The sequence below is a fragment of the Pseudomonas sp. GM84 genome (assembly GCF_000282535.1).
Lineage (GTDB): Bacteria > Pseudomonadota > Gammaproteobacteria > Pseudomonadales > Pseudomonadaceae > Aquipseudomonas.
This window is the reverse complement of record NZ_AKJC01000073.1, coordinates 1-16,607: the sequence shown is the minus strand read 5'-3', so window position 1 is coordinate 16,607 and position 16,607 is coordinate 1. Positions and strand designations below refer to the sequence as shown.

The window sequence follows — 16,607 nt, the reverse complement described above, 5'->3', positions numbered from 1 at the left end:
GCCAAATCGCCGGCAAGCCGGCTCCCACAGGATCGCCACAGGTCTTGAGTAGTGTGGGGCCCTTGTGGGAGCCGGCTTGCCGGCGATGGCCTGCGAAGCAGGCCCAACCATTGAAGGATGAAACATGAGTAACGCAGCCCGCGCCGACGCGCTGTTGGCCAACCTCCCGCGCGAAGGCCGTGGCAGGCTCAAGGTCTTCCTCGGCGCTGCCCCCGGCGTCGGCAAGACCTACGCCATGCTCCAGGCCGCCCACGCCCAGCAACGCCAAGGCGTGCACGTGCTCGCCGGGGTGGTCGAAACCCACGGTCGCGCCGAAACCGAGGTATTGCTCGGCGGCCTGCTCCAGCAGCCACCGCTGCGCAGCGAGTACCGCGGTGTCACCCTTGAGGAAATGGACCTCGACGGCCTGCTCAAGGCCGCCCCCACCCTGGCTCTGGTCGACGAACTGGCCCACACCAACGCCCCCGGCAGCCGGCACGCCAAGCGCTGGCAGGACGTTCAGGAACTGCTTTCTGCCGGCATCGACGTGTACACCACGGTCAACGTCCAGCACCTGGAAAGCCTCAACGACAAGGTCCGCGACATCACCGGCGTACAAGTGCGCGAAACCCTGCCGGACTGGGTGCTGCAGGAAGCCTTCGAGCTGGTGCTGATCGACCTGCCGCCGCGTGAACTGCTCGAACGCCTGCGCGAAGGCAAGGTGTATGTTCCCGAGCAGGCGAGGGCGGCCATCGATGCGTACTTCTCGCAAACCAACCTCACCGCCCTGCGAGAGCTGGCCATGCAGACTGCCGCGGCCCAGGTCGACGCCGATCTGGCCCATGGCTACCGTCAGCGCGGCCAGGAAGCGCCCGCCCTGCGAGGGCGGCTGTTGGTCGGCGTCGACGGTGACGACCAGGCCGAGCGCCTGGTGCGCCATGCCAGCCGGGTAGCGCAGCGGCGCCACCTGCCCTGGAGCCTGGTCCACGTGGACAACGGCCGGCTGCGCGACGAAACCGCCCGCCATCGCCTGCAGGCTGCGCAACAGTTGGCCGAGCGACTCGGGGGCGAAGTGGTGGTGCTGCGTGCCGGCGAAGTGGCGCGCACGCTGATCCAGCACGCCACCGAGCGCCGCGCCAGCCTGGTGCTGGTGGGGCAGTCCCGTGACCGACTGCGTCGGCGCTTGTTCGGCGCCGGGGTGGCGGCGCGGCTGTTGCGTGAAAGCCATGGCCTGGAAATCAACGTGCTCGACCGCGACGTTCAGCCGGTGCCTGCCAAGGCTGCCGTGCAGCGGGTGTGGGTGTGGCGTCACTACCTGTTGGCACTGCTCGCGACCGTTCTGGCGGCAGGGCTGTCATGGGCCGTGTCGAGCGTGCTGGCATTGCCCAATATCTCGCTGGTGTTCCTCGCCGCCGTGCTGCTGGTGGCGGTGCGCAGCAGCCTGGGCCCGGCGCTGGCCTGCGCGGCCATGTCGTTCCTGACCTACGACTTCCTGTTCATCCCGCCGAATTTCTCGTTCAGCATCCAGCGCGAAGAAGACGTGCTGACGTTGGTGTTCTTCCTGCTCATGGCCGCCCTCACCGGCAACCTGGCCGCCCGCCAGCGCAGGCAGCTCCAGGCCCTGCGCGAGACCCAGGCGCAGACCAGCCAACTGCTGGACCTGTCACGCCGCCTGACCGTGGCCACCGACCGCCAGGCGGTGTTCGACGCTGCCGGCCAGCACCTCAACGGCTGGCAGGATGTGCAAGTGTGCCTGCTCGAACGCAACGCCGAAGGCCTGCTGCACCTGGCCAGCGGCGAAGCCCACGCCCTGGGCGACAATGAACGCGCCGCTGCCGAATGGGCCTGGCAGCACGGCCAGGCCGCCGGCCATGGCAGCGACACCTTGCCCAATGGCCGCTGGTGGTGGTGGCCGCTGGCCGTGGACGACCACCCTTTGGCGCTGCTCGGCGTGCGCCCGCAATCCGGCGAACCCCTCAGTGCCCAACGCCGACGCCTGCTCCAGGCCCTCGGCCAGCCCTTGGCCCAGGCGCTGGCCCGCGCCCGCCTGGCCGAGCAACTGGAGGCCGCGCGGCTGCATGGTGAAACCGAGCAACTGCGCAGCGCCTTGCTGGCGTCGGTGTCCCACGACCTGCGCACCCCGCTGACGGCCATGCGCGGCAGCATCGACAGCCTCTTGGCGCTGGGCGAAGCGATCCCCGCCGAAGACCGTCGCGAGCTGCTGGAAGGCACCCGCGACGAAGCCGAGCGCCTCGACCGCTACATCCAGAACCTGCTCGACATGACCCGCCTCGGCCACGGTGGCCTCAAGCTCGCCCGCGACTGGGTCGCCCCGGCCGATATCGTCGGCAGCGCCCTGAACCGCCTGCGGGTGGTGCTGGCGCCGTTGCGCGTGCACACCGATGTGCCCGCCGAGCTGCCGCTGCTGTTCGTGCATGCCGCCCTGATCGAGCAGGCACTGATCAATGTGCTGGAGAATGCCGCGCGCTTTTCCCCCGCCCAAGGCCGCCTGGACTTGCAGGTATCGGTGCACGACGAGCAGCTGCGGTTTGCCGTCAGCGACCAAGGCCCCGGCATCCCGGTGCTTGAGCGCGAGAAGATCTTCGACATGTTCTACACCGCTGCCCGGGGCGACCGAGGCGGGCAGGGCACCGGCCTGGGCCTGGCGATCTGCCAGGGCATGATCGGCGCCCACGGCGGGCAGATCCTGGTCAGCGAAGGCATCGATGGCCAGGGCACCTGCATCACTCTATGCTTGCCGCTGCCCCAGCAACCCGAAGACCAAAGCGAAGCCCCATGAGCCAGTCCGCCACCCTCCTGGTCATCGACGACGAACCGCAGATCCGCAAGTTCCTGCGTATCAGCCTGACCTCCCAGGGCTACAAGGTGATCGAGGCGGCCACCGGTGGTGAAGGACTTACCCAGGCCGCATTGGCCAAGCCCGACCTGGTGGTGCTTGACCTTGGCCTGCCGGACATGGACGGCCAGCAGGTGCTGCGTGAGTTGCGCGAGTGGAGCTCGGTGCCGGTGATGGTGCTGTCGGTGCGGGCCAGTGAAGTGCAGAAGGTCGACGCGCTGGATGGCGGGGCCAATGACTATGTGACCAAGCCGTTCGGCATCCAGGAGTTTCTGGCTCGGGTGCGCGCGCTGTTGCGCCAGGTGCCGCAATCCGGCGGGGGCGACGTGGCGGCGAGCTTCGGGCCGCTGACCGTCGATTTTGCCTTTCGCAAGGTGACCCTGGAAGGCGTGGAGGTGGCGCTGACGCGCAAGGAGTATGCGCTGCTGGCGCTGCTGGCCGGGCATCCGGGGCGGGTGATTACCCAGCAGCAACTGCTCAAGGACATCTGGGGGCCGAGCCATGTGGAGGACACCCACTATCTACGGATCGTAGTGGGGCATTTGCGGCAGAAGCTCGGGGATGACCCGACGGCGCCGCGGTTCATCATTACCGAGGCTGGGGTCGGTTACAGGCTGGTGGCACCGGCCGGCTGAGCTGCCTGAGCCGGGAAAACCTCTGTGGGAGTGGGCTTGCCCCGCGAAGAGGTCAGCCCTGGCACCAGCGGTGTATGGCCAGGGCTACGCCCTGGTTCGCGGGGCAAGCCCGCTCCCACAAGCCCGCAGTACGAAATTCAGTGCATCATTCCCAGTTCGGCATCATCCATGAGGGCCTTGGCCAGTGCGCTCAAGTAGTGCGAGGCCCAGATCAACTGGGGGTTGTCGTCCATCAGGCCGGCGATGGTCATGTCGCGGACGTAGCCCATCAGCTCCGAGGCTTGCTCGCGGGCGTCCTGGCAGGGGATGCCGGGTTCGATGCGGAACAGGGGGTGGGTGTGGTTTTCGCCTTGGAAGAAGGTGGTCTTGCCGACGGTGAAATGGGTGTCGTCTCTGGTCATTGGTCAATCTCCCTGAAATTTTCGCTGCCTGGGCTGGCCTCTTCGCGGGACAAGCCCGCTCCCACAGGAACACCACAATCTCCAGATCCTGTGGCGAACTTGTGGGAGCGGGCTTGTCCCGCGAAGAGGCCAGCCCCGACAGCACATCACTTGAGTCCTAGTGCAAGGTCCTGGGCTCAGTTGGCATCTGCACCTGGATCAACATCGACTCAAGCATCACCCGCAGCGCCTCCATTTCATGCATCGACGCCATCATCAAAATCGAAGCCGGTGACTTGGGCTGCAGCAGGAGTGCCTGATGGATCACGGTCTGTGCGCACAGGGCGTAGTCCGTGGCCTGGATGAGGGTGTCTTCGAGGGAGTGGTTGTGCGGGGGATCGGGGACAATTTTCAACATAGCCATTTGCCTTTCAAAGTGCTGCCACCTGCCTGCTGTCAAACAGAAGGGTGGCAGCTGTACGTGGGTTGACAGACCGGCGGCAAATGGCAATCTTCCGGCGCACGCAAGCGTGCCCGCACGTACAGCCGCCATAAAAGCGAGCTGATAGTTTAATTGCCGTCACAGCCTGTCAAAGCTGTATCGTTGATATGCAACGACACACCGAGCCTAGGGCCCTGCCAGAACGACCGCAACGGAAAAATGGCGGCAAGAGTATCTTTGGGAAATGTCCTACAAGATAGAGCTTAAAACTGATTCTTTTCCCCATTCGGCTGCAAGAACGCCGCCTCCAGCAACTGCTGCGTGTAGGCATGTTGCGGCGCATGGAAGATCGACTGCGCATCCCCCTGTTCCACCACATGCCCATGCTTGATCACCATCAGCTGATGGCTCAGCGCCTTGACCACCGCCAGGTCATGGCTGATGAACAGGTAGGTCAGGTTGTACTTCTGCTGCAGATTCCTCAGCAACTCCACCACCTGCCGCTGCACCGTGCGGTCCAGCGCCGAAGTCGGTTCATCCAGCAGAATCAGCGCAGGCTTCAGTACCAACGCCCGGGCAATCGCAATGCGCTGGCGCTGCCCACCGGAAAACTCGTGGGGATAGCGGTGGCGCGTGCGCGGGTCCAGCCCCACTTCCTCAAGCGCTGCAATGATCGCGGCTTCTTGTTCGGCAGGCGTGCCGATGCGGTGAATCCGCAAGCCTTCGCCGACGATATCCGCCACGCACATGCGCGGGCTGAGGCTGCCGAACGGGTCCTGGAACACCACCTGCATCTCTCTGCGCAGTGGCCGCACTTCCTTCTGGTTCATCCCTTCCAGCGATTGCCCGTGGAAGCGAATGCCGCCCCGACTTGAAATCAGCCGCAAGATCGCCAGCCCGAGGGTGGACTTGCCCGACCCGGACTCGCCGACGATCCCCAGCGTCTGCCCCTGGGGCAGGCTGAAATTGATGCCGTCCACCGCCTTCACATGGTCGACGGTGCGCCGCAGCAGGCCTTTCTTGATCGGGAACCAGACCTTGAGGTCGTTCACTTCCAGCAGTGGCGAGCCCACCGGATTGTGTGCCGGCAAGCCACTGGGCTCGGCATTGATCAGCATCTGCGTGTAGTGATGCTGCGGCGCGCTGAACAGCGTGGCGCAATCGGCCTGCTCGACGATCTGCCCGCGCTGCATCACGCACACCCTGTGAGCGATGCGCCGCACCAGGTTGAGGTCATGGCTGATCAGCAGCAGCGCCATGCCCAACCGCGCCTGCAGCTCCTTGAGCAGGTCGAGAATCTTCAACTGCACGGTCACGTCGAGCGCCGTGGTCGGTTCGTCGGCGATCAGCAGGTCCGGCTCGTTGGCCAGGGCCATGGCAATCATTACCCGCTGGCGCTGGCCACCGGAGAGTTCATGGGGCAGGGCCTTCAGGCGCTTGCGCGGCTCGGGAATACCCACCAGTTCCAGCAGTTCCAGCGTGCGTGCGGTGGCCTCCTTACCGGTCAGGCCCTTGTGGATCAGCAGGATCTCGTTGATCTGCTTCTCGATGCAGTGCAGCGGGTTCAGCGAGGTCATCGGCTCCTGGAAGATCATCGCTATGCGGTTGCCGCGGATGCGCTGCATGGCTTTTTCGTTCTGTTGCAGCAAGTCCTTGCCTTCGAAGCGAATGCTGCCGCTGGGGTGGCGGGCCAGGGGGTAGGGCAGCAGGCGCAGGATCGAGTGGGCGGTCACCGACTTGCCCGAGCCGCTTTCGCCGACCAGGGCCAGGGTCTCGCCCTTGCGGATGTCGAAGCTGACGCCGTCGACCACGCGGTTGACCTGCTCGCCGGTGACGAATTCCACGGCCAGGTCGCGCACTTCGATCAGATTCTGTTCGGTCATTTCACTTCCTCGGGTCGAAGGCATCGCGGGCGGACTCGCCGATGAACACCAGCAAGCTCAGCATGATCGCCAGCACGGCAAAGGCACTGATGCCCAGCCATGGCGCCTGCAGGTTGGACTTGCCCTGGGCCACCAGCTCACCCAGCGACGGTGCGCCGGGCGGCAGGCCGAAGCCCAGGAAGTCCAGCGCAGTCAGGGTGCCGATGGCGCCCGTGAGGATGAACGGCATGAAGGTCATGGTCGAGATCATCGCGTTGGGCAGGATGTGCCGGTACATGATCGCGCCATTGCGCATGCCCAGGGCCCGTGCCGCGCGCACGTATTCGAGGTTGCGTCCGCGCAGGAACTCGGCGCGCACCACGTCCACCAGGCTCATCCACGAGAACAGCAGCATGATCCCCAGCAGCCACCAGAAGTTGGGCTGCACGAAGCTGGCCAGGATGATCAGCAGGTACAGCACCGGCAAGCCGGACCAGATCTCCAGGAAGCGCTGGCCGGCAAGGTCGACCCAACCGCCGTAGAAGCCCTGCAGGGCACCGGCGATGACGCCGATGATAGAGCTGAGGATGGTCAGGGTCAGGGCGAACAGCACCGAAATGCGGAAGCCGTAGATCACCCGTGCGAGTACGTCGCGCCCCTGGTCGTCGGTACCCAGCCAATTGTCCGTCGACGGCGGCGCGGGGGCGGGTACGCGCAGGTCGTAGTTGATGCTCTGGTAGCTGTACGGGATCGGTGCCCACAGCACGAAGCTGTCCTTCTTGGCCAGCAGTTCGCGGATGTACGGGCTCTTGTAGTTGGCCTCCAGCGGGAACTCGCCGCCGAAGGTGGTTTCCGGGTAGCGCTTGAACGCCGGGAAGTACCACTCGCCGTCGTAGCGCACGGCAATCGGCTTGTCGTTGGCGATCAGCTCGGCGCCCAGGCTCAGGCCGAACAGGATGAGGAACAGCCACAGCGACCACCAGCCACGGCGGTTGGCCTTGAAGCGCTCGAAGCGCCGGCGGTTGAGAGGGGACAAGGCCATGTCAGTGCTCCCGGCTGGCGAAGTCGATGCGTGGATCGACCAGGGTGTAGGTCAGGTCGCCGATCAGTTTCACCACAAGCCCCAGCAGGGTGAAGATGAACAGGGTGCCGAAGACCACCGGGTAGTCGCGGTTGATCGCCGCTTCGAAGCTCATCAGGCCCAGGCCGTCGAGGGAGAAGATGACCTCGATCAGCAGGGAGCCGGTGAAGAAGATGCCGATGAAGGCCGACGGGAAGCCGGCGATCACCAGCAGCATGGCGTTGCGGAACACGTGCCCGTACAACACCCGCGGGCGGCTCAGGCCCTTGGCCTTGGCGGTGACCACGTACTGCTTGTTGATCTCGTCGAGGAAGCTGTTCTTGGTCAGCAGGGTCATGGTGGCGAAGTTGCCGATCACCAGCGCGGTGATGGGCAGTACCAGGTGCCAGAAGTAGTCGAGCACCTTGCCGGTGGTGGACAGCTCGTCGAAGTTGTTCGAGGTCAGTCCGCGCAGCGGGAACCAGTCGAAGTAGCTGCCGCCGGCGAACAGCACGATCAGCAGGATGGCGAACAGGAACGCGGGGATGGCGTAGCCGACGATGATCGCCGAGCTGGTCCAGACGTCGAAGTGGCTGCCGTGGCGCACCGCCTTGGCGATGCCCAGCGGGATCGACACCAGGTACATGATCAGCGTGCTCCACAGCCCCAGCGAGATCGATACCGGCATCTTCTCGACGATCAGGTCGATGACCTTGGCGTCACGGAAGAAGCTGTCGCCGAAGTCCAGCTGGGCGTAGTTCTTGACCATGATCCAAAGACGCTCGGGCGCCGACTTGTCGAAACCGTACATGCGCTCGATCTCGGCGATCAGTGCCGGGTCCAGGCCCTGGGCGCCACGGTAGTTGGAGCCGGCCACCGACACTTCGGCACCGCCACCGGCAATGCGGCTGGTGGCGCCCTCGAAGCCTTCGAGCTTGGCGATCATCTGTTCCACCGGCCCGCCGGGGGCGGCCTGGACGATGATGAAGTTGATCACCAGGATGCCGAACAGGGTGGGGATGATCAGCAGCAGGCGGCGCAGGATATAGGCCAGCATGTCAGTGGGCCTCTTGCGCAGGCGCTTCGGTCACCGCCGGGGTGACGCCGGGCTTGATCCACCAGGTGTCGATGCCGATATCGTACTTGGGCGACACCTCGGGGTGGCCGATGTGGTTCCAGTAGGCCACGCGCCAGGTCTTGATGTGCCAGTTGGGGATCACGTAGTAACCCCACAGCAGCACGCGGTCGAGGGCGCGGGTGTGGTCGATCAGGCTTTGCCGGGAGTCGGCGTTGATCAGCTGTTCGACCAGTTGATCGATGGCCGGGTCGCGCAAGCCGATGAAGTTGCGGCTGCCGGGGTTGTCGGCGGCGGTGCTGGTCCAGTATTCGCGCTGCTCGTTGCCGGGCGAGTTGGACTGCGAGAAGCCGCTGACGATCATGTCGAAGTCGCGCGAACGCAGGCGAGTGATGTATTGCGAGACGTCGACGCGGCGGATGTTCAGCTCGATGCCGAGGTCCGCCAGGTTGCGCTTGAATGGCAGCAGGATGCGCTCGAACTCGGTCTGCGCCAGCAGGAACTCGATGGCAACCGGCTTGCCGTCCTTGTCGACCATCTTGTCGTCGACGATCTTCCAGCCGGCCTCTTGCAGCAGCTTGTAGGCCTGGCGTTGCTGCTCGCGGATCATGCCGCTGCCGTCGGTGACCGGGTTGTGGAAGGCCTCGCCGAAGACTTGCTCAGGCACCTTGCCGCGCAGCGGTTCGAGGACTTTCAGCTCGCCTGGCGTAGGCAGGCCCTTGGCCGCCATATCGGAGTTCTCGAAATAGCTGCCGGTGCGGGTGTAGGCGCCATTGAACAGCTGCTTGTTGGTCCATTCGAAATCCAGCAGCAGGCTCAGCGCCTGGCGCACGCGCACGTCCTGGAACACCGGTTTGCGCAGGTTGAAGATGAAGCCCTGCATGCCGGTGGGGTTGCCGTTGGGCAGCTCTTCCTTGATCAGGCGGCCGTCGCGAACCGCGGGCACGTTGTAGGCGGTGGCCCAGTTCTTCGCACTGGTCTCCAGGCCATAGTCGAACTGGCCAGCCTTGAGCGCTTCGAGGGCGACGGTGTTGTCGCGGTAGGAGTCGAAGGTCATGGCGTCGAAGTTGTAGAAGCCGCGGTTGATCGGCAGGTCCTTGGCCCAGTAGTCCTTGACCCGCTCATAGCGGATCGAGCGACCGGCCTTGACCTCGGCGATCTTGTAGGGGCCGCTGCCCAGCGGAATTTCCAGGTTGCCACGGTTGAAGTCGCGCCCTTCGTACCAGTGTTTGGGCAGCACGGGCAGCTGGCCGAGGATCAGCGGCAATTCGCGGTTGTTCTTGTGCTTGAACTTGAACAGTACGCGCAGCGGGTCTTCGGCGACCACTTCGGCGACGTCGGCGTAGTACTGGCGATACAGCGGCGCGCCGTCCTTGATCAGGGCATTGAAGGTGAACACCACGTCATCGGCGCGCATCGGATGGCCGTCGTGGAAGCGTGCCTCGGGGCGCAGGTAGAAACGCACCCAGCTGTTGTCCGGGGCCTTCTCGATCTTGCCGGCCACCAGGCCGTACTCGGTGAAGGGCTCGTCCAGGCTCTGGCGCATCAGGGTGTCGTAGATGATGCTGACGTTTTCGGCCGGCACGCCCTTGTTGATGAACGGGTTGAGGCTGTCGAAGCCGCCGAAGCTGGACTGGCGGAAGGTGCCGCCCTTGGGCGCGTCCGGGTTGACGAAGTCGAAGTGCTTGAAGTCGGCCGGGTATTTCGGCGCCTCGTCGTACAGGGTCAGCGCGTGCTGCGGCGCGGCCAGGGCCGGCAGGCTCAGGCAGGCGAGCAACAGGCTGCCGGCCAGCTGGCGCAGGCGGGGCATGGGCATCATTGGGCTTTCTCCGAAGGCTTTATCCACCAGCTGTTCAGCCCGAGGGTGTAGGGCGGCGTGGTGACGAAGGCGAACCGGTTGCGGTAGGCCAGGCGGTGATTGTCGAGATACCAGTTGGGGATCATGTAGTACTGCCATGAAAGCACCCGGTCCAGGGCACGGGCGGCGGCGACCTGGTCATCGCGGGTGCGCGCCGCGAGCAAGGTGTCGAGCAAGTGGTCGACCACCGGGTCCTTGACCCCAGCATAGTTCTTGCTGCCCTTGGTCGAGGCCTGGCTTGAATGGAAGTACAGCCACTGTTCGAGGCCGGGGCTCAAGGTCTGGTTGAGGGTCATCAGGATCATGTCGAAATCGAACTGGTCCAGGCGCTGCTTGTACTGGGCGCGGTCCACAGTGCGCAGGCGCGCATCGATACCGATGCTCGCCAGGTTTTCGACATAGGGTTGCAGGATACGTTCGAGGTTGGGGTTCACCAGCAGCAACTCCATGCGCAGTTGCTGGCCTTTCTTGTCCACCAGGCGTTGGCCGTCGAGTTTCCAGCCGGCCTGGCCGAGCAGGGTCAGGGCCTGGCGCAGGGTCTGGCGGCTGATGCCGCGCCCGTCGGTATGGCTGACCTGGTAGGGCTGGGTGAACAGTTTTTCCGGCAACTGGTCGCGAAACGGCGCTAGCAGCAGCCATTCCTTGCCGGTGGGCGTGCCGGAGGCGGCGAACTCGCTGTTGGGGTAGTAGCTGGTTGCGCGGCGGTAGGCGCTGCTGAACAGGGCGCGGTTGGTCCACTCGAAGTCGAGCATCAGGCCCAGCGCCTGGCGCACCCGGGCATCGCTGAAGGATGCGCGGCGGCTGTTCATGAACAGGCCTTGGGTCTGGGTCGGGATGCGGTGCGGGATCTGCGCCTTGATCACCTCGCCACGGCGCACGGCCGGGAAGTTGTAGCCGTTGGCCCAGTTCTTCGCCTGGTGCTCGATATAGATGTCGAACTCGCCAGCCTTGAAGGCTTCGAAGGCCACCGTGGCGTCGCGGTAGAACTCGTACTCGACGCGCTTGAAGTTGTACTTGCCACGGTTTACCGCCAGGTCCTTGCCCCAGTAGTGCTTCACCCGCTCGAACACCAGGCGCCGGCCAGGCTGCACCTGGGTGATGCGGTAGGGGCCGCTGCCCAGCGGCGGCTCGAAGGTGGTGGCCTTGAAGTCGCGGCCTTGCCAATAGTGCTTGGGCAGCACCGGCATTTCGCCCAGGCGCAGGATCAGCAGCGGATTGCCGGCGCGCTTGAAGACGAAGCGAATGCGCAGCGGGCCGAGCACATCGACGCGCTGAACTTCCTGCAGGTTGGTGCGGTAGATCGGATGGCCTTCCTTGAGCAGCGTGCGGTAGGAAAAGGCCACGTCTGCCGAGGTAATGGGCTTGCCGTCATGCCAGCGCGCCTCCGGGCGCAGGTTGAACACCACCCAGCTGCGGTCCTCGCTGTACTCGACCGTGCGGGCGATCAGGCCGTAGCTGGAAGTGGGCTCGTCGCCCGACGGGTCGTACTGGCCCGTGCCGACCATCAAGGTTTCGTTCAGCTCACTGACGCCGTACTGCAGGAAGTTCGGCGTGGTCACCGGGCTGGTGCCCTTGAAGGTATAGGGGTTGAGCGTGTCGAAGGTGCCGAATGCCATGGCCCGCAAGGTGCCGCCCTTGGGCGCTTGCGGGTTGACCCAGTCGAAGTGGGTGAAGGTGGCTGGGTACTTGAGCGTGCCGAACTGCGCGTATCCGTGGCTTTCGCTCACCATCGCGGCTGCGGGAAAGCTCAAGGCCAGGCTGAGTGACAGCAGGAGGGGACGTATCAAGTCGGCATCCGATCCAGAGGCGTTGGGCTTTGGTCGGGGTACAGTAACAGCTTGGCGGGGTTCGAAAAAGGGTGTGGCGGGTGGAATGCAGGGGGCCGCTTCGCGCCCCATTCGCGGGGCAAGCCCGCTCCCTCAGATGACTCATCAGGCTTGAAGCGAGCGGGGTATCTGTGGGAGCGGGCTTGCCCCGCGAATGGGCTGCAAAGCAGCCCCAGGATTCAGATCAATGCCCCAGGTAGACGGTCAGCGTCTGCCCCGGCTTCAGCGCATGCCCGCTGCGCGGGTTCCAGCGCTTGAGGTGCTGCATCTCTACATTGAAACGTTTGGCAACCAAATACAGCGAGTCACCCTTGCGCACCTTGTACTGGGTCGAACGCTTCCCGGATGCCGCCACCCGGTTGCCTGCTGCACTCGGCGCGCTGCCGCCCCGCAGTGCCAGTACCTGGCCGGCCTTCACCCGGTTGCCCGACAGCTTGTTCCAGCGCTGGATGTCCTTGACCGATACCCGGTTGGCCTTGGCGATGGCGCTCAGGTTGTCGCCACGCTTGACCCGATAGCTGCGTGCCGTTGCCGGTGCCTTGGCTTCGGCCAGGGCGCGGTCGAACACGGCCTTGTTCGGCTGCAGGCTGACAATCTGCTCAGGCTTGAGGTCGGTCAGCAACTGCGCCTTGGCGGTCGGCACCAGCAGTTGCTTGGGGCCGTCCACGGTCATGCGCTTCTTGAATGCCGGGTTGAGCTGGATCAGCTCGTCTTCGTCGATGTTGGCGAAGGCAGCAACCCGCGACAGGTCGAGGCGCTCGTTGATGGCGACCGCTTCGAAGTAGGGCTCGTTGGCGATCGGGTTGAGGTTCACGCCGTAGGCCTCGGGGGTCGAGACCACCTGCGACAGGGCCAGCAGCTTGGGCACGTAGTCGCGGGTTTCCTGCGGCAGTGGCAGGTTCCAGTAATCGGTTGGCAGACCCAGCCTTTCGTTGCGCTCGATCGCCCGGCTGACGGTGCCTTCGCCGGCGTTGTAGGCGGCCAGGGCCAGCAGCCAGTCGCCGTTGAACATGTCGTGCAGGCGGGTCAGGTAGTCCAGCGCGGCGTTGGTCGACGCGGTGATGTCGCGGCGGCCGTCGTAGAAGTTGGTCTGACGCAGGTTGAAGTGGCGCCCGGTGGACGGGATGAACTGCCACATGCCTGCGGCATGGGCGCGCGAGTAGGCCATCGGGTTGTAGGCGCTCTCGATCGCCGGCAGCAGGGCCAGCTCCAGCGGCATGTCGCGCTCTTCGAGGCGTTCGACGATGTAGTGCAGGTAGAGGCTGCCGCGCTCGCCGGCGTTCTCGAGGAACGACGGGTTGCTGGCGAACCACAGGCGCTGCTGCTCGATGCGCGGGTTGACGTCGATGCTGTCCTGCAAGGCGAAGCCCAGGCGCATGCGTTCCCACACATCCTGCGGCGCCTGCTCGACGGGTTTGACCACGAGCGGAGCAGGCTTGTGCTTGAGGCGCGCCTGATAGTTGTGCGCGCGAACGCTTTCGGCATCGTCGAGCTGACGGGTGCTCTGGCAGCCGACCAGGGTGGCGGCCAGCGCCAGTGCACTGATCTGGGCCAGGCGCCTCAGGGCGACTGAATGAGCGGTTCTGCGGCTACGGGAAGACATCGGCTGGGACAGGTTTCCGGGCGAAAAATTTCGGCGATTCTAGAAACCGCTACCCGACTGGTCAACCGTTGTTACCCCGCTGCGATATATCTTGAGGTTATCAAAATGTGTCCTTCCAAGACCTCAAGGCAGCAAAAACAGTGACCTGCGTATCGTTTGAATGTCCCTTCCATTCGTCTGCTTTTTGTTTAACTAATGTTTCAGAGGTACGCAAAAAGGGGTTGGTGAGGCGTTCCAGGCCGATGGTTGATGGCAAAGTGATGCGATTGTCGGCGCGCAATCGGGTAACGTCTTCGAACCGTTGCTGAACGTGCAGATTGGTGGGTTCCACGGCCTTGGCGAAACGCAGGTTGCTCAGGGTGTATTCGTGGGCGCAATAGACCTCGGTCTGCTCGGGAAGCGCCGCCAGACGGGCAAGGGCGGGCTGCATCTGCGCCGGGGTACCTTCGAACATGCGCCCGCAGCCGGCGGCGAACAGGGTGTCGCCACTGAACAGCAGTGGTGTCGCGGGCTGATCGCTGAAGTAGGCAATATGGCCCAGGGTATGGCCGGGCACGGCCAGCACCTGGAAAGTCACACCCAGCACCGTCACCTCGTCGCCGTCGTCCAGCGCCAGGTCGCGGCAGGGAATGCGCTCGTTGGCCGGGCCGCAGACCCTGGCCGCGGTCAATTGCTTGAGGCGTTCGACGCCACCGACATGATCGTTGTGGTGGTGGGTGACCAGGATGTCCGCGAGTACCCAGCCGGGGTTGGCGGCCAACCAGGCCTCCACCGGGCCGGCGTCGCCGGGATCGACCACCGCACAACGGCGTTTGGCAGTATCCTGTAACAACCAGATGTAGTTGTCGGAGAAAGCGGGGAGAGCATCGATCTGTATCATGGTGCGGATCCGATTCGCCTAGCGTGGCACATGAGGGCATCTTAGCCGCGATGGCGCGGTGCGAGAACCTTCGAGGGAGAGCGCAATGACCGACCAAGCCTTTGCCCAGGCCGACCCCGATTGGGTCGAGCTGATCTGCCTGGCACGTGAATGGTTCAACGGCCCTCTTGGCCAGTTGATGCTCAAGGAAGAGGAAAAGTTGCTGGAAGAAGAGCTCGGGCGCTTCTTCGGTGGTTACCTGGTGCATTACGGCCCCTGCGCCGAAGCACCGCCCAGCGCCCCCCAGGTGCAGCGCAACGTGCGTCTCGGCGCACCGCTGCCAGGGGTGGAGATCGTCTGCGAGGAACAGGCCTGGCCGCTCAGCGAGCATGCCGCCGACGTGGTGGTACTGCAGCACGGCCTGGATTTCAGCCTGTCGCCCCATGGCTTGCTACGCGAGGCCGCCAGTGCCGTGCGTCCGGGCGGGCACTTGCTGATCGTCGGCATCAATCCCTGGAGCAGCTGGGGCATGCGCCATTTCTTCAGCCATGGCGCGCTGCGCAAGGCCCGTTGCATTCCGCCGTCACGGGTTGGCGACTGGTTGAATCTGCTGGGCTTCGCGCTGGAGAAACGCCGCTTCGGGTGCTATCGTCCGCCGCTTGCCTCGCCGGCCTGGCAACAACGCCTGGCGGGCTGGGAACGGCTGGCGGGTGGCTGGCAGGGTTCCGGCGGCGGGGTCTACCTGCTGGTGGCGCGCAAGATGGTGGTGGGCCTTCGGCCGTTGCGCCAGGAGCGTCGCGAGCCGATGGGCAAGCTGCTGCCATTGCCGTTGGCCAAGGTCAACCGCACCGCCGTCAATCCCGATACCGAAAAGCACTGAACATGAGTGGTACATGAGCGATAGCGTCGAGCTGTATACCGATGGTGCCTGCAAGGGCAATCCTGGCCCGGGCGGCTGGGGCGTCCTGCTGATCTACAAGGGCGTCGAGAAGGAACTGTGGGGCGGCGAACGCGAAACCACCAACAATCGCATGGAACTGATGGCGGCGATCCAGGGGCTGATGGCGCTCAAGCGTGAATGCGAGGTGGTGCTGACCACCGACTCGCAGTACGTGATGAAGGGCATCAACGAATGGATGGTCAACTGGAAGAAGCGCGGCTGGAAAACCGCCGCGAAAGAGCCGGTGAAGAATGCCGACCTGTGGCAGCTGCTGGATGAGCAGGTCAACCGCCACAAGGTCACCTGGAAGTGGGTGCGCGGCCATATCGGCCACCCTGGCAACGAACGCGCCGACCAGCTGGCCAACCGCGGCGTCGAGGAAGTGCGCGCCAAACGTTGAGCTGGGGTACAATCCGCGGCTCAGTAATTGATGCAAGTTGGAGCGCCCCGCGTGGAGCAGCAGCAAGATAAACGCCTGGTCATTCTCGATACCGAAACCACGGGCATGCCGGTCAGCGAAGGCCACCGGATCATCGAGATCGGCTGCGTCGAGGTCATTGGCCGGCGCCTGACCGGGCGACACTTCCACGTCTACCTGCAACCTGACCGCGAGAGTGACGAGGGCGCCATCAACGTCCACGGCATCACCGATGCCTTCCTGGTCGGCAAGCCGCGTTTCGCAGAGGTTGCCGAGGAATTCTTCGAGTTCATCCAGGGCGCCACGCTGGTCATCCACAACGCGGCGTTCGACGTTGGCTTCATCAACAACGAGTTCGCGTTGTTGGGTCAGGGCGACCGCGCCGACATTTCCCAGCACTGCACCATCCTCGACACCCTGTTGCTGGCTCGCGCCCGTCACCCGGGGCAGCGCAACAGCCTCGATGCGTTGTGCAAACGCTACGACATCGACAACTCGGGCCGTGAGCTGCACGGCGCGTTGCTCGACTCGGAACTGCTGGCCGACGTCTACCTGGCGATGACCGGAGGCCAGACCAGCTTGTCGCTGGCGGGGCATGGGGCTGACGGTGACAGCGAAGGGCAGGGCAGTGGCAGCGAGATCCGCCGGATTACCGGGCGTGCACCGGGGCGGGTGATCGTGGCCAGTGCCGAGGAGCTCGAGGCGCATGCCGAACGCTTGGCGGCGATTGCCAAGTCGGCGGGTGGGCCTTCGATGTGGCAGGCGTTGACCGAGACGCCGGCTGGCTGATTCTTCGTCTGTACCGGCCCTATC

The 16,607-nt window shown here is 64.6% G+C and carries 14 protein-coding genes; 5 read left to right on the top strand and 9 right to left on the bottom strand.

What is annotated here, in order from left to right:
• The first annotated feature begins 124 nt into the window (after positions 1-124).
• Both PMI38_RS04640 and PMI38_RS04635 read left to right on the top strand, forming a co-directional pair.
• Positions 125-2,779: a sensor histidine kinase gene (locus PMI38_RS04640; RefSeq protein ID WP_008091261.1), complete on the top strand. Its 2,655-nt coding sequence runs from the start codon at positions 125-127 to the stop codon at positions 2,777-2,779.
• Positions 2,776-3,471, top strand: coding sequence for a response regulator (locus PMI38_RS04635; protein WP_008091259.1), 696 nt, complete (start codon positions 2,776-2,778; stop codon positions 3,469-3,471). Before PMI38_RS04640 ends, PMI38_RS04635 begins: the two co-directional genes overlap by 4 nt.
• 137 nt (positions 3,472-3,608) lie before the next feature.
• Here PMI38_RS04635 and PMI38_RS04630 read toward each other — a convergent pair whose 3' ends face one another.
• From PMI38_RS04630 to gloB, 9 genes are all read right to left on the bottom strand, one after another.
• The gene (locus PMI38_RS04630) at positions 3,609-3,872 is read right to left on the bottom strand and encodes a DUF3077 domain-containing protein (protein WP_008091257.1); all 264 of its coding nucleotides are present in this window, start codon (positions 3,870-3,872) and stop codon (positions 3,609-3,611) included.
• Positions 3,873-4,029: 157 nt separating this feature from the next.
• Positions 4,030-4,269 (bottom strand): hypothetical protein, encoded by a 240-nt coding sequence (locus PMI38_RS04625; RefSeq protein ID WP_008091256.1) that lies wholly within the window; start codon positions 4,267-4,269, stop codon positions 4,030-4,032.
• A 287-nt stretch (positions 4,270-4,556) separates the two neighbouring features.
• Positions 4,557-6,176 carry an ABC transporter ATP-binding protein gene (locus PMI38_RS04620; RefSeq protein WP_008091254.1) on the bottom strand — a complete coding sequence of 540 codons (1,620 nt, stop codon included), beginning with the start codon at positions 6,174-6,176 and terminating at the stop codon, positions 4,557-4,559.
• Position 6,177: 1 nt separating this feature from the next.
• Complete coding sequence (locus PMI38_RS04615; RefSeq protein ID WP_008091252.1) at positions 6,178-7,197, bottom strand: ABC transporter permease; 1,020 nt, start codon at positions 7,195-7,197, stop codon at positions 6,178-6,180.
• 1 nt (position 7,198) lies between these two features.
• Complete coding sequence (locus PMI38_RS04610) at positions 7,199-8,272, bottom strand: microcin C ABC transporter permease YejB (RefSeq protein ID WP_008091250.1); 1,074 nt, start codon at positions 8,270-8,272, stop codon at positions 7,199-7,201.
• Position 8,273: 1 nt separating this feature from the next.
• Positions 8,274-10,109 carry an extracellular solute-binding protein gene (locus tag PMI38_RS04605; RefSeq protein ID WP_008091248.1) on the bottom strand — a complete coding sequence of 612 codons (1,836 nt, stop codon included), beginning with the start codon at positions 10,107-10,109 and terminating at the stop codon, positions 8,274-8,276.
• Positions 10,106-11,935, bottom strand: a complete 1,830-nt coding sequence (locus PMI38_RS04600) for an extracellular solute-binding protein (RefSeq protein WP_008091245.1) — start codon at positions 11,933-11,935, stop codon at positions 10,106-10,108. Before PMI38_RS04600 ends, PMI38_RS04605 begins: the two co-directional genes overlap by 4 nt.
• Positions 11,936-12,158: 223 nt before the next feature.
• Complete coding sequence (locus PMI38_RS04595) at positions 12,159-13,577, bottom strand: lytic transglycosylase domain-containing protein (protein WP_008091244.1); 1,419 nt, start codon at positions 13,575-13,577, stop codon at positions 12,159-12,161.
• A gap of 100 nt (positions 13,578-13,677) precedes the next feature.
• Complete coding sequence (gene gloB / locus PMI38_RS04590; protein WP_008091243.1) at positions 13,678-14,457, bottom strand: hydroxyacylglutathione hydrolase; 780 nt, start codon at positions 14,455-14,457, stop codon at positions 13,678-13,680.
• 85 nt (positions 14,458-14,542) lie between these two features.
• On the opposite strand from gloB, the gene PMI38_RS04585 reads away from it, so the two are divergent.
• From PMI38_RS04585 to dnaQ, 3 genes are read left to right on the top strand one after another with little or no spacing between them, the layout of a single operon-like run.
• Entirely contained in the window at positions 14,543-15,316 is a 774-nt protein-coding gene (locus PMI38_RS04585) for a class I SAM-dependent methyltransferase (RefSeq protein ID WP_008091241.1), read from the top strand.
• 13 nt (positions 15,317-15,329) lie between these two features.
• Positions 15,330-15,776 (top strand): ribonuclease HI, encoded by a 447-nt coding sequence (gene rnhA, locus PMI38_RS04580; protein ID WP_008091240.1) that lies wholly within the window; start codon positions 15,330-15,332, stop codon positions 15,774-15,776.
• 51 nt (positions 15,777-15,827) lie between these two features.
• Complete coding sequence (dnaQ, locus tag PMI38_RS04575; protein ID WP_008091239.1) at positions 15,828-16,583, top strand: DNA polymerase III subunit epsilon; 756 nt, start codon at positions 15,828-15,830, stop codon at positions 16,581-16,583.
• Positions 16,584-16,607 lie beyond the last annotated feature (24 nt).

Excerpts from the sequence above, each read along its gene's own strand:
- PMI38_RS04640 (WP_008091261.1), top strand. The coding sequence starts at position 125 with ATGAGTAACGCAGCCCGCGCCGACGCGCTGTTGGCCAACCTCCCGCGC.
- PMI38_RS04635 (WP_008091259.1), top strand. The coding sequence starts at position 2,776 with ATGAGCCAGTCCGCCACCCTCCTGGTCATCGACGACGAACCGCAGATC.
- PMI38_RS04630 (WP_008091257.1), bottom strand. The coding sequence starts at position 3,872 with ATGACCAGAGACGACACCCATTTCACCGTCGGCAAGACCACCTTCTTC.
- PMI38_RS04625 (WP_008091256.1), bottom strand. The coding sequence starts at position 4,269 with ATGTTGAAAATTGTCCCCGATCCCCCGCACAACCACTCCCTCGAAGAC.
- PMI38_RS04620 (WP_008091254.1), bottom strand. The coding sequence starts at position 6,176 with ATGACCGAACAGAATCTGATCGAAGTGCGCGACCTGGCCGTGGAATTC.
- PMI38_RS04615 (WP_008091252.1), bottom strand. The coding sequence starts at position 7,197 with ATGGCCTTGTCCCCTCTCAACCGCCGGCGCTTCGAGCGCTTCAAGGCC.
- PMI38_RS04610 (WP_008091250.1), bottom strand. The coding sequence starts at position 8,272 with ATGCTGGCCTATATCCTGCGCCGCCTGCTGCTGATCATCCCCACCCTG.
- PMI38_RS04605 (WP_008091248.1), bottom strand. The coding sequence starts at position 10,109 with ATGATGCCCATGCCCCGCCTGCGCCAGCTGGCCGGCAGCCTGTTGCTC.
- PMI38_RS04595 (WP_008091244.1), bottom strand. The coding sequence starts at position 13,577 with ATGTCTTCCCGTAGCCGCAGAACCGCTCATTCAGTCGCCCTGAGGCGC.
- gloB (WP_008091243.1), bottom strand. The coding sequence starts at position 14,457 with ATGATACAGATCGATGCTCTCCCCGCTTTCTCCGACAACTACATCTGG.
- PMI38_RS04585 (WP_008091241.1), top strand. The coding sequence starts at position 14,543 with ATGACCGACCAAGCCTTTGCCCAGGCCGACCCCGATTGGGTCGAGCTG.
- rnhA (WP_008091240.1), top strand. The coding sequence starts at position 15,330 with ATGAGCGATAGCGTCGAGCTGTATACCGATGGTGCCTGCAAGGGCAAT.